Source organism: Glutamicibacter sp., assembly GCF_050701915.1.
Lineage (GTDB): Bacteria > Actinomycetota > Actinomycetes > Actinomycetales > Micrococcaceae > Glutamicibacter.
On the sequence record NZ_JBOGEG010000001.1, the window covers coordinates 276,762 to 293,500 of the forward strand.

Below are 16,739 nucleotides of genomic sequence, written 5' to 3' on the forward strand. Positions count from 1 at the left end.
AGGCGCCTTCCACATCAAGTGGAAGGCGCCTATTGCCTGCTATGGAAGGTTATTGCTCAGGCTTCGATGCTGAATCGCAGGACCAGAGCAAGGCCGATGATCACGGCACCCCAGATCAGACCAAGAATAATGGTGATGCGGTTCAGGTTGCGCTCGGCAACTCCCGAAGATCCCATTGAGCTGGTCATGCCGCCGCCGAACATGTCGGACATACCGCCACCACGGCCCTTGTGCAAAAGGATCAAAAGGGTGAGCAGGACGCTTGTAATGCCCAGCAATACCTGCAAAATGATCTTGATAATATCCAAGTCGACGGTTCCTTAGTTAGATTCAGTCGGTGACGAGATGATGCTCGAACCTGACAATATTAGCAAATTCTTCGGCATCCAGGCTGGCACCGCCAACCAACACGCCATCAACATCGCGTTCACGCATGATCGATGCGGCATTTGCTGCCTTAACACTACCGCCATAGAGCAGCTGAGTCTTCTCAGCAATCTCTGCGCCGAAGCGTTCAGCCAGTGCTCCACGAATGGCGGCGCACATTTCCTGCGCGTCAGCTGGTCCCGCAACTTCACCGGTCCCGATGGCCCACACTGGTTCGTAGGCGATGACCAGGCTTGCGGCCTGCTCAGCGGTTACGCCTTCCAGCGACTGGGACAACTGCTCCAGGGTGAATGCCACATGCTCGCCGGCCTTGCGTACTTCCAGGCCTTCACCGACGCACAGCATCGGGGTCAGCTCGTGGCGGTAGGCCGCAGCCAGCTTGGCGGCAATCACCTGGTTGGTTTCATTGTGGTACTCGCGACGCTCGGAGTGGCCTACCAAAACGTAGCTGCAGCCGAGCTTCTTGAGGAACTGGCCCGAGATTTCGCCGGTGTACGCACCGGAGTCCTGTGCGGACAGATCCTGGGCACCGTAGACGATATCCAGCTTGTCGCCCAGCGTCAGGGTCTGCACGCCGCGGATGTCGGTGAAGGGAGGGAACACTGCGACCTCGGCACGATCGTAATCGTGCTCGTGATCCTTCAGGGTCCACGCCAGCTTCTGCACCAGGGTGATGCCCTGGACGTGGTCCATGTTCATCTTCCAGTTGCCGGCAATCAGCGGCTGGCGCACAAAGGCGCCGTTCTGCGAAATGGTCATTTTTAGCCTTCCAATGCGGCAACACCCGGCAGGGTCTTGCCTTCGAGGTACTCCAGCGAAGCACCGCCACCGGTGGAGATATGCCCGAAGTCATCCTCCGAGAAGCCCAGTGCGCGTACGGCTGCAGCGGAGTCGCCGCCGCCTACAACGCTGAACGCTTCCGAGTCCGCCAGAGCCTGCGCGACGGTACGGGTACCTTCAGCGAAAGCAGGGATCTCGAAGACGCCCATTGGGCCGTTCCAGAACACGGTATTTGCGCTGGTGATGTAGCTTGCGAACAGTTCAGCGGACTTTGGTCCGATGTCCAGGCCAAGACCGTTGGAGCCGAAGCTGGCTTCCTCGATCTTGTCTGCGGCCAGCGCCTCGTGCTCAGCGTCGGCACCGAACTTGCTTGCCACGACGACGTCGCTAGGCACGATGATGTCGCAGCCGAGCTTCTCGGCCCGCTGCAGGTACTCCTGGCAGGTGGCGATCTGGTCTTCTTCAAGCAGCGAGCTGCCAATGGCGAAGCCCTGCGCCTTGAGGAAGGTGAAGGCCATGCCGCCACCGATCAGCAGCTGATCGGCCTTGCCCAGCAGGTTGTCGATGACAGCGAGCTTGTCCGACACCTTGGAACCGCCAAGCACCACAACGTATGGGCGCTTCGGGGCCTCGGTCAGGGTCTTGAGGACCTTGACCTCGGTAGCAACCAGGTCGCCCTGGTAACTAGGCAGCAGGCTGGCAATGTCGTAGACCGACGCGTGCTTCCGGTGCACGGCGCCGAAAGCGTCGTTCACGTAAGCGCCGTTCTCGCCGGTCAGCGCAGCCAGTTCCTTGGCGAACTCTTCGCGCTGCGCATCATCCTTGGAGGTTTCGCGAGCATCGAAGCGGACATTCTCCAGAACCAGCACGGAGCCCACTTCGAGGTTTGCCGCTGCCTGGCGAGCGGAGTCGCCCACCACGTCATCGGCGACAGTGACGTCGAAGTCAGCCAGTTCGTTCAGGCGGTTAGCCGCTGGAGCGATGGAGTACTTGGCATCGACCTGGCCCTTGGGGCGTCCCAAGTGGGCCATTACGATGACCTTTGCGCCGGCTTCAGCCAGCTTGCCGATGACTGGCAGCGACGCGCGGACGCGGCCATCATCGGTCACAGTTGCACCGTCGAGCGGTACGTTCAGGTCACTGCGGACCAGAACGTACCGTCCGCGGACGCCGTTGTCAGCGATCAATTCGTCAATGGTGTGAGAAGACATGTCTCTAGGTTATCGACTAGAGGCTGGATCCCACGAATTCAACGAGGTCAACAAGTCGCGAGGAGTAGCCCCACTCGTTGTCGTACCACGCGACGACCTTCACGCTGTTGCCCATCACGGTGGTCAGACCGGAGTCGAAAACTGCCGAGTGGGGATTGGTCACGATGTCCGAAGAAACCAGTGGATCGGTGGAGTACTCAAGGTATCCGCTCAATGCACCCTCGGCAGCGGCCTTCTCGAATGCTGCGTTGATTTCTTCCACGGTTGCGGTGCGAGCCAGGTTCACGGTCAGGTCGGTGGCCGAACCGGTTGGAACTGGTACGCGCATAGCGTAACCGTGCAGCTTGCCCTTCAGCTCTGGGAGCACCACGCCGATGGCCTTGGCGGCACCGGTGGAGGTCGGGATGACATTCAGTGCTGCGGCACGGGCACGGCGTGGGTCGCTGTGCGGTGCATCCTGCAGGCGCTGGTCCGCGGTGTAGGCGTGGATGGTGGTCATCAGGCCATCAACAATGCCGAACTCTTCGTTCAGCACCTTGGCTACTGGCGCCAGGCAGTTGGTGGTGCACGATGCGTTCGAAATGATGGCGTGGTTTGCAGGATCGTACTTGTCCTGGTTGACACCCATCACGATAGTGATGTCTTCATTCTTGGCAGGAGCCGAGATGATGACCTTCTTTGCGCCAGCAGCTACGTGCTTCTTGGCGTCTTCTGCGTTGGTGAAGAATCCGGTCGATTCGATAACGACATCGACTTTCAATTCGCCCCATGGAAGGTTGGCTGGCTCGCGCTCAGACAGAACCTTGATACGGCGTTCTCCGACGACGATGGTATCGCCGTCTACGGATACCGGCTCGCCCACTGGGCCGAGCACGGAATCGAACTTCACCAGGTGAGCAAGCGAATCGATTGAACCAAGGTCATTGACGGCGACGATTTCAATGTCTGCCTTATGGGCCAGAACTGCACGCAAGAAGTTGCGTCCGATACGACCGAAACCATTGATTCCAACACGGGTTGTCACGTGACTATCTCCTCTAAATGGGATGATGATGCCACGACCGCACACGAGCGGAGGTGGCCTTCTTTAAGAGGACACTCCGTTGTGCCGTGCTTGCGGATCCCAGCAAAAAGCTGGGATCCGCAACACACTTGAAACATACTACGCTAAATTAGCGGAGAATGTGAGCTAACTTACCAGATAAGTCTTACTTACCTGGAAGGATCAGTGCTGCTGCACCATTGCGTGCAGCTTCGAAACGAGCCTGGACATCTGCCCAGTTCACGATGTTCCAGAATGCCTTGACGTAGTCAGCCTTGACGTTGACGTAGTCCAGGTAGAAGGCGTGCTCCCACATGTCCAGCATCAGCAGCGGGGTGGTTGCCACTGGGATGTTGCCCTGCTGGTCGTACAGCTGCTCGATGACCAGCTGGCCGCCCAGTGCGTCGTAAGCCAGCACTGCCCAGCCCGAGCCCTGCAGGCTCATGGCCGAAGCGGTGAAGTGGCCACGGAAGGCGTCGAACGAACCGAAGAAATCGTCGATGGCCGCTGCCAGCTCGCCCTCAGGCTTGTCGCCACCCTCTGGGGACAAGTTGTTCCAGAAGATCGAGTGGTTGGTGTGACCGCCCAGGTGGAAAGCCAGGTCCTTGGACAGCTTAGGGATGTTGCCGAATTCGCCCTTTTCGCGAGCTTCAGCCAACTGCTCCAGTGCCGAGTTTGCGCCAGCAACGTAGGTTGCATGGTGCTTGGAGTGGTGCAGTTCCATGATGCGAGCCGAGATGTTAGGCTCCAGTGCGGCGTAGTCGTACTGCAGTTCTGGCAGTGAATAAACAGCCATGATTCTCCTCAATCTTCTCAATTGGTTGAATCTCCGCGGGAGGGCTCCCGCGGGGACATCTTAATGTTCCAGTTCATCTCCTGGAACGCTGGACTCCGTACCTGGTATTCCCAGATCGCTCGCCTTTTTATCCGCCATAGCCAGAAGGCGGCGGATTCGGCCAGCGATGGCGTCCTTGGTCATTGGAGGTTCGGCCATGCGGCCGAGCTCATCCAGGGAGGCTTGCTTGTGCTCAAGGCGCAGCAGTCCCGCATAGCGCAAGTGCTCGGGAACCTCATCGCCCAAGATGCCCAGCGCACGCTCCACGCGGGCACCGGCAGCTACAGCTGCCTGGGCGCTGCGGCGCAGGTTGGCGTCGTCGAAGTTCGCCAAGCGGTTGGCCGTCGCACGCACTTCCTTGCGCATGCGCCGCTCTTCCCAAACCATGAGCGCATCGTGGGCGCCCATGCGGGTCAGCAGCTGGGCGATGGCATCGCCATCACGGATCACTACGCGGTCCACGCCACGCACTTCGCGCGCCTTGACCGTCAGTCCCAGGCGGCGAGCGGCGCCAACCAGCGCCAAAGCGGCCTCCGGTCCAGGGCAGGTGATTTCCAAAGCGGAGCTGCGTCCGGGTTCGGTCAGCGATCCGTGGGACAAGAATGCGCCACGCCATACCGCTTCAGCGTCGGCGGTAGAACCGTTGACGATCACCGAGGGCAGGCCGCGTACTGGCCGGCCGCGCTGGTCAAGCAGGCCAGTTTGGCGCGCAAGCACTTCGCCATCCTTGGAAACACGCACAATGTAGCGGCTCCCCTTGCGGATCCCCGAGCCGGAAACCATGACGATCTCCGCATCGTGGCCGTATAGTTCGCCGATAGCGATCTTCAACCGCCGGGCCGTCGCCGCCAGGTCCACTTCTGCTTCGATGACAATTCGTCCGGAGACGATGTGCAGTCCGCCGCTGAAGCGGAGCATGGTCGAAACCTCGGCCTTGCGGACCGATGGCTTGCGAATCTCTACCCGCGACAGCTCGTCTTTGACGGAAGCCGTCAATGCCATGAATCAAACTCCCTTACTTGGATCTTCCTAAGACCCGATCGCGGTAAACACCTCGTGATAGGCCGCCGCTAGTCGCAACGGGTCGTGCACAGCACGACCGTCAGATACTCCTACTGTACTAAAAAAGACACGCGCACCGAGTTTTTGCGCTGCCAGCTCAAATCGATCCCTGTTACGTATCTTTGATTCGTCGGCAATAATTGCATCGAATTTGACCTCAGGTGCGTAACGCCCCAGCACTTCCAAGTGCGCCGCGGCGTCCATCCCGGAAGTCTCTGCGGTGTCGAAGGCCAGGTTCATGGTCAGCAGCTTCTTGGCAGTTGTAGATGCCAGGGCCTGGCGCATATCCGGCAGCAGCAGATGCGGCAGCACCGAGGTGTACCAGGATCCTGGACCGAGAATGACCCAGTCCGCCAGGTCGATGGATTCCAGCGCTTCAGAGCAGGCCGGGGCATCGGACGGTTCCAGGTACACGTGGGTAACCAGGCCGCCAGAACCGGCACGAGCCAGCTTGGCCTGCCCATCGATTCGGCGACGCACCAAGGTGTCGTTCACCGGGTCGGATTCAAGAAGCTCGCCATGGATGGACAGCGGAACGGTGCTCATCGGCAGGACCTGCCCGCGCGCGCCGAGCAGGGCCCCGGCCCAACGCAGTCCAGCTACCGGGTTTTCGAGCAGCTCCCAAAGCGCCAGTATCAGCAAATTGCCGACGGCATGGCCGTTCAAAGGCTCTTCGGCGTTTTCGGTCGATTCAAAGCGGTACTGCATGACATCGCGCCAGGTACGGCCCCAGTCGTTGTCGTCGCACAGCGCAGCTAACGCCATGCGCAAATCGCCCGGGGGCAGCACATCGAAGGATCCCCGAAGCCGCCCGGAACTGCCCCCGTCATCGGCCACCGTGACGACGGCGGTGAGGTCGGTAGTCAGGCGGCGCAGGGCAGAGAGCGAAGAGGACAGCCCGTGTCCCCCGCCCAGGGCAACCACCGAGGGGTTGCGAAAATCATCACTTCGAGTCAGTCCCTGGATCGGGATCGGACCTGTAGCAAAGGCCATGGCGCCTACTCACGCCCCAGATCTCGGTGGCTGATGTTCACCCTGACGTTCGGGAACTGCGCCAGGCGCCGGCCCAGCTCGATGGTGGTTGCTACCGAGCGGTGCTTGCCGCCGGTGCAGCCCACGGCAATGGTCGCGTAGTGCTTGTTCTCGCGGCGGTAGCCTTCAAAGACCGGTTCCAGCGCCTTGAGATAGTTCTCGATGAACTCGCTAGTGCCTTCCTGGCTCAGCACATAGTCCGATACTTCCTTGTCCTTGCCCGTCTGCGGGCGCAGTTCAGGCACCCAGTGGGGGTTGGGAATGAAGCGGACGTCTGCCACGTAGTTGGCATCTGCCGGCAGACCGTACTTGAACCCGAAGCTCATCACGTTGATGCGCAGGATAATCGGACCGGATTCGCTGAACAGTTCGTTGACGGCACGTGCCAGATCGTGCACCGACATGGTCGTGGAGTCCAAGATGATTTCGGCGGCTTCACGCAATTGATCGGTGATTCCGCGTTCGCGCTTGATGCCGTCGACAATGCGGCCATCGTCCTGCAGCGGATGCGGCCGGCGACCCTGCTCGAAGCGGCGGATCAGCACCTCGTCGCTGGCGTCGAGGTAAACCAGGCGGAACTTCACCCCGCTGGCAGTCAGGTTCGCCAACGCATCGCGAATCTCCGGGAACATTTCCTTGGAGCGCACGTCCATCACGACAGCCATCTTCGGGATGGAGCCCTGCGAACGGCTCATCATCTCCGTCAAGGGGCCAAGCATGGCCGGTGGAAGATTCTCCACTACGTACCAGCCCTGGTCTTCCAGAGCATGCGCGACTGTCGTGCGACCGGCACCTGACATGCCGGTTACGATCACGAGTTCGGACTCAGGGGGTTTTACTGCTTCATACTCAGCGGTCATATCACAAGGCTAGTCGACAATTTCGCCAGTAGTCATATTCACACCGGTTAATGAAGCGTCTTCTAGGGACTCTTTGATGGAAGTCGCAAGTTTTTCACCGACTCCTGGCACGTCCATCAGCTCAGCGATGCTCGCCGCCCGGATCTTCTTCATCGACCCGAAGTGCTTGCGCAAGGCAGCCTGCTTGGACTTGCCCAGCCCCGGGATCGCGTCCAGATCCGAGGCGATCATCGATTTGGCACGCTTGGCACGGTGGAAGGTAATCGCGAAACGGTGCGCCTCGTCGCGAAGCCGCTGTACCAGGTACAGGGCAGCTGAGGCGCGCGGCAGGATCACCGGAAACGGATCGTCGGGCAGCCACAGTTCTTCCAGGCGCTTAGCCAGGCCGACAACAGGAATATCATCGATTCCCAGGTCGTCCATGGCCTTCTGCGCCGCGGCCACCTGGGGCGGTCCGCCATCAACGATCACCAGAGATGGCGGGTAGGAGAATCGCTTCTTTTCCTGCTCGCCGGTTTCTTCATCCACTTCCCCGGTTGCAAAGCTCTTGGGGTCGACCTTCTCCTTCAGATAGCGGCTGAAGCGACGGTAGATCACGTCGTACATGCTGGCGGTATCGTCGCGTGCAGCATCACCGGTGATGGAGAACTTTCGATATTCGCTCTTCTTGGGCAATCCATCTTCAAAGACCACCATGGATGCAACCACGTTGGTGCCTTGGGTATGCGACGCGTCGTAGCATTCGATGCGCAGCAGTGCTTGTTCGGCTCCCAGGGCATCTTGCAGCTCCTGCATGGCCAGCGAACGCGTGGTGATATCACCTGCTCGCTTCGACTTGTGCAGGCGCAGCGCTTGTTCCGCGTTCTCCACGACCGTGGATGCCAGTGCCGCTTTGTCGCCGCGTTGGGCCACGCGCAGGGAGACCTTGGACCCGCGCAGCTCAGTGAGCCAGGTCGTGACATCCTCAATGTCTTCGGGCAGAGTCGGAACCAGAATTTCCTTGGGAATCCGATCCGCGTGATCCGCGTAGACCTGGGTGAGAAGCTGCTCCACAAATTCAGCGCCGGTGGTATCTGCGACCTTTTCAACGACCCAGCCTCGTTGCGAACGGATACGGCCGTCGCGGACGTGGAATACCTGCACGGCAGCTTCCAATTCATCGCCATGAATGCCGAAGATGTCAGCCTCGGTACGGTCATCAAGGACCACGGCGTTGCGTTCAAAGACTTTGTTCAGTGCGGCAATGTCATCGCGGTAGCGGGCGGCCTTCTCGTACTCGAGTTCTGCCACCGCTTCTTGCATCTTGGCGCTCAGGGCCTTGGTGAACTTAGTCGCCTCACCGCTCATGAAGGTGCATAGGTCATCGGCCAGTTGCCGATGGTCTTCTTCGCTGATGCGTCCCACGCAAGGCGCTGAGCATTTGTCGATGTACCCCAACAGGCACGGACGACCCGATGCTTCGGCACGCTTGAACACACCCGGCGCACAGCTGCGCACGGGAAAGACCCGCAACAGCGTATCGAGGGTTTCGCGGATGGCTTTGGCCGGATAGAACGGCCCGAAATACTTCACGCCCCTGCGCTTGTCCCCGCGCATCACCAGGGCGCGCGGGTACTTTTCGTTCAATGTGATGGCAAGATACGGGTAGGTCTTGTCATCACGGAAAACGATATTGAACCGGGGATTGTATTCCTTGATCCAGGAGTACTCCAGCTGCAACGCTTCCAATTCGGAACCCACCACGGTCCACTCCACGCTGCCGGCGGTGAATACCATTGCCCGGGTTTTGGGCGTGAGCCGGTCGGGATTGGCGAAGTAGGAGGTCAAGCGGTTGCGCAGGACCTTGGCCTTGCCAACGTAGATGACACGGCCGTGTTCATCGCGGAAACGGTACACGCCCGGTTTCGTGGGAATGTCCGAAGTTTTCGGACGGTAACTTGCCGGATCAGCCATGGTCTATTTCGCGTCCGGTGGCAGCTGGTTGTAGGAATCGACGCGTTCCTGGCCGGAAAGCTCGGCGATCGCATCAACGATCCGGTCCGTGGCCTGGCGGCGCTGCGGCAACGGGTGCTTGCGTCCCAACTGGTCGAAGTACAGCGGCTCGCCATAGTGGATATGGAATTTGGCGGGCCGGAAACCCTTGGAACCCGCAGGCTGCAGCTTTTCCGTACCGATCAAGCCCACCGGCACCACTGGTACACCGGTGGTCAGGGCCAGCCAGCCCACGCCGGTGCGTCCGCGGTACAACTTGCCGTCGCGCGAACGGGTGCCTTCAGGGTAGATGCCGATGCCCTTGCCGCCTTCGACGATTTCCACCAGGGAATCGAGGGCGGCAACCGAAGCGGCCTGTTCGCCACGCTGCACCGGAATGGATCCCACGGATTCGAAGAAGGTCTTCATCACCTTGCCCTTGAGGCCCGGAGTGGTGAAGTATTCCGCCTTGGCGAAGAACGCCACGTCGCGCGGGGTCAACGCCTGAATGATCAAGGAGTCGAAGAAAGACAGGTGGTTGGAGGCGACAATGAAGCCGCCTTCCTTGGGAATGTTCTCAAGCCCGGTCACTTCCGCACGGCATACGCCGTGGATGACGCCCCGAATCGACGAACGGGTCATGGTGTAGATGCTCATCTACTTTGCACCTTCCTGCATGAGGTCTTCGTCGAGGTTAAGCGTGTTTGCCAGCTGAGCTCCGAGCAGGAGCGCAGCAAGGTCCCGGGTAGTCGCCACAGTTGTCCCTGCCTGCTGCAGTTCATCGTCCTGGGCAAAGCCCCACGCGACGCCGACCGAAGCCACCGAATTCTCGCGGGCGGCATCCCAATCGTAGTAGCGGTCCCCCACAACTACGCTGCTCGCGGGGTCCAGCTGCCCGTGCTTCAATGCCTCAGCGACGATATGCGTCTTGCTCGAACCCATGCTCCCGTGCTCGTCCGCGTTGCCGTGAATCGCATCGAGATGCTCATCCAGCCCCTTGCGTGCAATGAGCTGGCGCGCAATGTTGATTGGCTTGGCTGTGGTCACTGCGACGTAGATCCCGGCCGATCGCAATGCGTCCAGGAGCGCCGCAATGCCCGGGTAGATCACGGATTCCGCCATGCCCACTTCGGCATACCGGGCGCGGTAGGCCGCGATGATGGAGTCGATGTTCTCGTCGGTGACACCGTCAAGCGTGCGCAGCCCGATTTGGAGGGGCGGGCCTACCAGCGCTTCAACTCGGGCTTCGCCCGGATCGGCCAAACCATGGGAGGTGACCGCGTGGCGGATACCCGAAGTTATGGCACCGGCAGGGTCCACGAGGGTCCCATCCAGATCGAAGAGCACACTTGTTACCGACATATTCACCTAGCCATCTTCCCATGAAGCGGACGCGGGTTAGCAATCCATAACTGAAATTGCATATGTCGAACATTCTCCACGAGGCATTACAGGATCTCGGAGAGGAACTTTCCGGTGTGCGATTCGCTCACCTTGGCAACCTTTTCCGGGGTGCCAGCAGCCAGAATCGTGCCGCCACCTGAGCCGCCTTCGGGGCCGAGGTCGATGACCCAGTCCGCCGACTTGATGACATCCAGGTTGTGCTCGATGGTCAACACGGTGTTGCCCTTGTCGACCAATCCCTGCAGCACCTTGAGCAGCTTGCGGATATCTTCGAAGTGCAGACCGGTGGTCGGCTCGTCCAGGACGTAGATGGAGCGGCCATTGGAACGCTTCTGCAGTTCCGCAGCCAGCTTCACGCGCTGGGCCTCGCCGCCGGAGAGGGTGGTTGCCGGCTGCCCCAGGCGCACGTAGCCCAGGCCCACGTCCACCAGCGTGCGCAGGTGGCGGGCTATCGGGGTGAAGGCGCTGAAGAATTCGGCGCCTTCGGCAATCGGCATGTCCAGCACATCGGCGATGTTCTTGCCCTTGTACAGCACCTGCAGGGTCTCGCGGTTGTAGCGGGCCCCGTGGCAGACCTCGCATGGCACGTAGACATCCGGCAGGAAGTTCATCTCGATCTTCAGCGTGCCGTCCCCCGAGCAGGACTCGCAGCGTCCGCCCTTGACGTTGAAGGAGAAACGGCCCGGCTGGTAGCCGCGCAGCTTCGCCTCGTTGGTCTCCGCAAACAGCTTGCGGATGTGGTCGAACACGCCGGTGTAGGTCGCAGGGTTCGAGCGCGGGGTACGGCCGATTGGCGACTGGTCCACGTGAACCACCTTGTCCAGGTGCTCCAATCCCTGCACACGGGTGTGGCGGCCTGGCACCTGCTTGGCGCCGTTGAGCTTATTGGCCAGCACCTTATACAGGATGTCGTTGACCAAGGTGGACTTGCCTGAGCCGGACACGCCGGTCACCGCGGTCAGCACGCCCAGCGGGAACTCCACGGAGACATTCTGCAGGTTGTTCTCGCTGGCGCCGACCACCTTGAGCTTGCGCTCCTTGTCGATCTTGCGGCGCTTGGACGGAATGTCAATCTGCTTGCGGCCCGAGAGGTAGTCGCCGGTCAGCGACTTGGTGTTCTGCTTCAGGCCCTCCAGGGAGCCGGAATGCACCACTTCGCCACCGTGCTCGCCGGCACCCGGGCCGATGTCCACGATCCAGTCGGCTTCGGCAATGGTGTCTTCGTCGTGCTCCACCACGATCAGGGTATTGCCCAGCGATCGCAGGTGCAGCAGCGTGTCGATCAGGCGGCGGTTATCGCGCTGGTGCAGGCCGATGGATGGCTCGTCGAGCACGTAGAGCACGCCCACCAGGCCCGAACCGATCTGGGTAGCCAGGCGAATGCGCTGCGCCTCGCCGCCGGACAGGGTGCCAGCAGCGCGTTCCAGGGTCAGGTACTCCAGCCCGACGTCCAGCAAGAACTTCATGCGCGCGTCGATTTCCTTGAGCACCTGCGCGGCGATCTGCGCCTCGCGCGCGGTGAGCACGATCGTGGAGAGGAATTCCGCGGCGCTGCGCAGGTCCATGGCGGCAACTTCAGCGATGGAACGGCCGCCCACCAATACCGATAGCGATGCCGGATTCAGGCGCGCGCCGCCGCAGGTAGGGCACGGGATCTGGCGCATGTACTGCTCATAGCGGTCGCGGGCGTGATCCGATTCGGTTTCCTGGTGCTTGCGGTGCACGTAGGAGATGACGCCCTCGAAGCCGGTGGAGTACTTGCGCTCGCGGCCGAAGCGGTTCTTGTACTGCACGACCACCTTGTGGTCCTTGCCGTTCAGGATCGCTTCGCGGGCAGCAGCCGGCAGGTCCTGCCATTTGGTGTCCATGGTGAAACCCAGCTCATGGCCCAGGCCTTCGATCAGGCGGTTCCAGTATTCGGTGGTGGCCTTGCCCAATGACCATGGGGCGATCGCACCCTCGGCCAGGGAGACCTCGGTATCCGGGACGATCAGGTGCTCATCGACTTCCAGCTTGGTGCCGATGCCTGAACAAGCCGAGCAGGCACCGAACGGGTTATTGAAGGAGAAAGTACGCGGCTCGATCTCATCGATGGCCAGCGGATGCTCATTGGGGCAGGCCAAGTTCTCGGAGAACGCACGCACGCGCTGGGGATCATCCTCGTCCAGGTCCACGAAGTCGGCGAGCACGCGGCCTTCGGCGATGCCCAGGGCCGTTTCTATGGAGTCGGTCAAGCGCTGGCGGGCATCTTCCTTGATGGCCAGTCGGTCGACGACCACTTCAATGGTGTGCTTGACCTGCTTGGCCAGCTTCGGCGGATCGTTCAGCTGGATGGTGGTGCCGTCAACGCGGGCACGGGCGAAGCCCTTGGAAGAGAGCTCCGCGAACAGGTCGACGAATTCGCCCTTGCGCGAGCGCACTACCGGGGCGAGGATCTGGAAGCGGGTTTTCTCCGGTAGCTCCATCAGCTGGTCGACGATCTGCTGCGGAGTCTGCTTGGAGATCGGTTCGTGGCAGATCGGGCAATGCGGACGGCCCACGCGTGCCCACAACAGACGCATGTAGTCGTACACTTCGGTAATCGTGCCCACGGTGGAACGCGGGTTGCGGCTGGTCGACTTCTGGTCGATGGACACCGCTGGCGAGAGTCCCTCGATGAAATCCACATCGGGCTTGTCCACCTGGCCGAGGAACATGCGGGCGTAGGCAGAGAGCGATTCGACGTAGCGGCGCTGGCCTTCGGCAAAGATGGTGTCGAAGGCCAAGGAGGACTTGCCCGAACCTGACAGGCCGGTAAAGACAATCATTGCGTCACGCGGGAGATCTATGTCCACGTTTTTCAGGTTGTGCTCGCGTGCACCCTTGACGACCAGGCGAGTCAGATCAGTTCTTTTACTCTGCGATGAAATAGCCACGAGGCAATACTAATCGAAAACTACTTCGAATACGTGTACGAATGGACACAACTCACAGTTAATTCTCCAAACCCCTGATCCGGCGCACTGCGAGCGCTATGCGTACTCGTTCATCCACCCGAAAAGGCGACCGGCGAGCCGGCATCCCTGTGAATCCAGACCGGACCACGACGTCCCATTCGAGGTACCGGTTGCCCTTGGAACCCCGCGCTCACGGGATGGACTTGGCCGGCTCCCGCGTTTCCCGCTGGCATGCTGCTTCAGCGCCGGCACATGCCGGACCTCCCCGAAGCCTGCTGTTCCGAACTGGAATCGATAGGCCCTATGGTCGAATGCGCTGGCTGGCGAATCACCTATCCGGTCGAGATCCACCGACCGCTGTCAGCCTGCCGCACTCAACGTTGGAATACACCCACCCGGTGGCCGCCTTCGGCTCAAGCCGCATTAGAAACATCATGAACCATCCCGCTCTTGTGCCTGCCACGTGTGCGATACCTCCCCAAGATCGCAGCTATCTCGTAGATGCCAATGAGCGGCGAGCGCATGCCCCGTGTTGCACAAGCGAGAAAACGGATAAATTCGTCGTTCGACTCACGCCGTCAACCAGGGCACCGCAATCACTGATCTGCAACGCAACTACATCGCGAACCTCGCCAAACGTTCCGCCTAGCGGCGTCATCCGCGGTGTCGAGGCCATCGGACAGCAATTCTTTTCCGTGGAGGCATTCAACACCATGAAGTAGCGCCAGATCGTTTCCTTTCGCGCCCCCTCACCGGTCACTACACCGGACGAGGTATACGGAACGGCCAGCTTTCCCGTGAATCCATGAAACTTCTGTCATCCAGGTCAGCACGTGGTGTGTTCCTGTACGAGACCGGCTTGCGAGACATTTTGAAAAAGTCAGCACCAAGCAACACTGATCGAACCTATAACGTGAATCTGCTCGGCCGATAGTAGCGTTGCAAGCAATTGCAAGCCTTATGGGAACCTGGCTGCCCGCGCGGCCCGAACAACCTGCAGTCACCAATCAACTACGTCAACAGGAATTCAACATGCAAACTCTCGAAGCCGCGCAACGCTGGGCGACAACATGGGCCACCGCTTGGCCACTCAAGGACGTGGATGCAATTGTCGGGCTACAAGCTGATGACGGCGACCACTGGGCCTCGATGTTCAGACCATTGCGTGGGCCTAGCGGTCTGCGCGCTTATCTGGAGGAATGCTTCGCGGAAGAAACCAATCCGGCAGAAACATGGTTCAGCGAACCAATCGTCAACGGAAGTTCAGCTTCCGTCGAGTACTGGGTCGTCATGTTCATCAAGGACCAACCAATGACCGTTTCAGGATGCACATTGCTTTCATTCGACGATTCAGGCTTTGTAACAACGGCGCGAGACTACTCACACGTCAAAGAAGGGCACCACCTGCGACCTGAGCATCCATTCAGCGCCTGACGTCACACTCTGTCCCGTTCAAGGTTCGTTTATAGACAGCAAAGGAATGAAGGTCAGTGCAAGTCAGACTGGCGGTTCAACTGATATTTCTTTTGCAAGAACTACTCATTTTGGTCCAAGGGATATGAACTTTCCTGGAACCAAGCCAACCACTGAAGCATATTTTCACAATCCGCCTATGCTGCGTAGAGCAGCCTCCGGCGTTTATGATCTATTCATTGTGCACGAGATAACTTTGATCTGAGTTCCTCTACGTGCGAAGCTAAAATTTGACGCTGGTCTCGGGTGAACCTTCTGGCCTGCATGTCGAGAACCGCTCGACTACAGTTGTCTCCCACTCCCAGCAGCTGAGATACACGAAGATTCGCTTCGTCCAGGTTCTCTGAACTTCCTATCGCGTCGAAAACTTCCTCACGCCGATCGATCGCTTGAACTAAAGCCTCGAGGATCATCATTTCATGTGTCGTCTGCAGCTCGCTCTCATCCATGCGGCGATTGTTTCACAAACTTTAATCCTGGGGTAGACCACCTCCGGCGGATGGATTCGAATACTCCCGATTGGAGTAGCCCAATACGTTGTTCTGACACGTTCATGCTGATTCTGAGTCAATACTGAAGGCGCAGGAAATATCCTAAATCGCGGTCTGGACTGAATATTAAGGGCGGACCGGAGTTTGGCAGCTTGGCCAAGCAAGCCAGGAATCCGCAAACTGGAGGTCAATATGACGGCAGAGCGATCCAAAACCGAGTTTTAAAAGGCACCATCACGGTAGTTACTCAGCCGTGGGCACTCAAGATGCAGCTGTTCATCTTGCTCTCTGTGTGTCGTCCCGTAGAGCGTTCCTCTTTCGGCACGAACACGTATCGAGATCAGGGCTACGCCACAACATGAATCTGCCGTCCGATCAGCGACCGGCTTATGACACTGTGAAAGTCTTCCTGATCCGAAGAAGTGTATGTGCTGGTTCACGGCTGGAGGGGCGGGTCACCAGCTCCGCGAAGGGTATCTCGCACTCCGAATAGGCCGCTTGCCTATCGAAATGGCGGAAGGCGTTTGCTGAAGTGATTGAATGAGGGCATGAAGATACGGACCTATGCTGAATCCGATGCTCCCGCCACTCTGGGTGTTTTTATGTCGGCAATCACTCAGACTGCTGCACTGAACTACACCCAGGAGCAGACCGACGCCTGGGCAAGGCCAAATGAACGAAATCTTGACCACTGGAATGCCGCGAGAAATTCCTTGAACACCATCGTGGCGGACATCAATGGTAACGTTGCAGGGTTCTCGGACGTTAGCGACTCTGGCTACATCGACATGATGTTCGTGGCCCCAGAATTCGGCAGACGTGGAGTGGCCAGTGCCCTGCTTGCGCACCTTCAGCGGCAGGCCATTTCGCAAGGCACCCCCGAACTCACGACACATGCGAGTATCACCGCCCGACCATTCTTCGAACGACACGGATTCACGGTCATTGCCGAGCAACATCCGATCACCAACGGAGTACAAATGGTCAACTATCAGATGAGACTACAGCTCTCCGCCTAACCCGAACCGCTGCACCAATTGGGTCGCAACGATCGCGAAATTTTATTATTCATGACGCTACGTCCCGCAGAAGGTACCCCATGTGAGCATATGGATGGGTACAACCCGATACATATGTTCGTAATATGACCCGCTGCTTCCTTTTCCCCTTCATTGCTGGTCATATCGTCAAATACGGGAACATAGGTATAACCATCCGCACTGCAAAGCGGCACCTGGGTACCGGCCTGCCAGAC

At 59.4% G+C, this 16,739-nt stretch carries 14 protein-coding genes; 2 read left to right on the forward strand and 12 right to left on the reverse strand.

Annotated features, from left to right (window positions below; all coding sequences use genetic code 11):
• Positions 1-56: 56 nt before the first annotated feature.
• The 12 genes from secG to uvrA all read right to left on the reverse strand — a co-directional run bounded on the left by secG (position 57) and on the right by uvrA (position 13,499).
• The gene (gene secG, locus ACRDT3_RS01490) at positions 57-308 is read right to left on the reverse strand and encodes a preprotein translocase subunit SecG (protein WP_105656662.1); all 252 of its coding nucleotides are present in this window, start codon (positions 306-308) and stop codon (positions 57-59) included.
• Between the two features lie 22 nt (positions 309-330).
• Positions 331-1,146, reverse strand: coding sequence for a triose-phosphate isomerase (gene tpiA, locus ACRDT3_RS01495; protein ID WP_431491270.1), 816 nt, complete (start codon positions 1,144-1,146; stop codon positions 331-333).
• A gap of 2 nt (positions 1,147-1,148) precedes the next feature.
• Positions 1,149-2,378: a phosphoglycerate kinase gene (locus tag ACRDT3_RS01500; protein ID WP_431491271.1), complete on the reverse strand. Its 1,230-nt coding sequence runs from the start codon at positions 2,376-2,378 to the stop codon at positions 1,149-1,151.
• 16 nt (positions 2,379-2,394) lie between these two features.
• Complete coding sequence (gap, locus tag ACRDT3_RS01505; RefSeq protein WP_431491272.1) at positions 2,395-3,402, reverse strand: type I glyceraldehyde-3-phosphate dehydrogenase; 1,008 nt, start codon at positions 3,400-3,402, stop codon at positions 2,395-2,397.
• A gap of 184 nt (positions 3,403-3,586) precedes the next feature.
• Entirely contained in the window at positions 3,587-4,216 is a 630-nt protein-coding gene (locus ACRDT3_RS01510; RefSeq protein ID WP_105656666.1) for a superoxide dismutase, read from the reverse strand.
• A gap of 60 nt (positions 4,217-4,276) precedes the next feature.
• The gene (whiA, locus tag ACRDT3_RS01515; protein ID WP_105656667.1) at positions 4,277-5,257 is read right to left on the reverse strand and encodes a DNA-binding protein WhiA; all 981 of its coding nucleotides are present in this window, start codon (positions 5,255-5,257) and stop codon (positions 4,277-4,279) included.
• Between the two features lie 27 nt (positions 5,258-5,284).
• On the reverse strand, positions 5,285-6,310 hold the full coding sequence (locus tag ACRDT3_RS01520; RefSeq protein ID WP_431491273.1) for a gluconeogenesis factor YvcK family protein: 1,026 nt from the start codon (positions 6,308-6,310) through the stop codon (positions 5,285-5,287).
• A 5-nt stretch (positions 6,311-6,315) separates the two neighbouring features.
• On the reverse strand, positions 6,316-7,209 hold the full coding sequence (gene rapZ / locus ACRDT3_RS01525) for an RNase adapter RapZ (protein WP_105656669.1): 894 nt from the start codon (positions 7,207-7,209) through the stop codon (positions 6,316-6,318).
• 9 nt (positions 7,210-7,218) lie between these two features.
• Positions 7,219-9,162, reverse strand: coding sequence for an excinuclease ABC subunit UvrC (gene uvrC / locus ACRDT3_RS01530; protein ID WP_431491274.1), 1,944 nt, complete (start codon positions 9,160-9,162; stop codon positions 7,219-7,221).
• Positions 9,163-9,165: 3 nt separating this feature from the next.
• Positions 9,166-9,837, reverse strand: coding sequence for a lysophospholipid acyltransferase family protein (locus tag ACRDT3_RS01535; RefSeq protein ID WP_431491275.1), 672 nt, complete (start codon positions 9,835-9,837; stop codon positions 9,166-9,168).
• Positions 9,838-10,542, reverse strand: a complete 705-nt coding sequence (locus tag ACRDT3_RS01540; protein WP_431491276.1) for an HAD hydrolase-like protein — start codon at positions 10,540-10,542, stop codon at positions 9,838-9,840. It lies immediately after the preceding gene.
• An 86-nt stretch (positions 10,543-10,628) separates the two neighbouring features.
• Positions 10,629-13,499: an excinuclease ABC subunit UvrA gene (uvrA, locus tag ACRDT3_RS01545; protein ID WP_431491277.1), complete on the reverse strand. Its 2,871-nt coding sequence runs from the start codon at positions 13,497-13,499 to the stop codon at positions 10,629-10,631.
• 981 nt (positions 13,500-14,480) lie between these two features.
• On the opposite strand from uvrA, the gene ACRDT3_RS01550 reads away from it, so the two are divergent.
• Positions 14,481-14,954: a nuclear transport factor 2 family protein gene (locus ACRDT3_RS01550; protein WP_431491278.1), complete on the forward strand. Its 474-nt coding sequence runs from the start codon at positions 14,481-14,483 to the stop codon at positions 14,952-14,954.
• 1,078 nt (positions 14,955-16,032) lie between these two features.
• Positions 16,033-16,503 carry a GNAT family N-acetyltransferase gene (locus tag ACRDT3_RS01555; RefSeq protein ID WP_431491279.1) on the forward strand — a complete coding sequence of 157 codons (471 nt, stop codon included), beginning with the start codon at positions 16,033-16,035 and terminating at the stop codon, positions 16,501-16,503.
• The last annotated feature ends 236 nt before the right edge of the window (positions 16,504-16,739 follow it).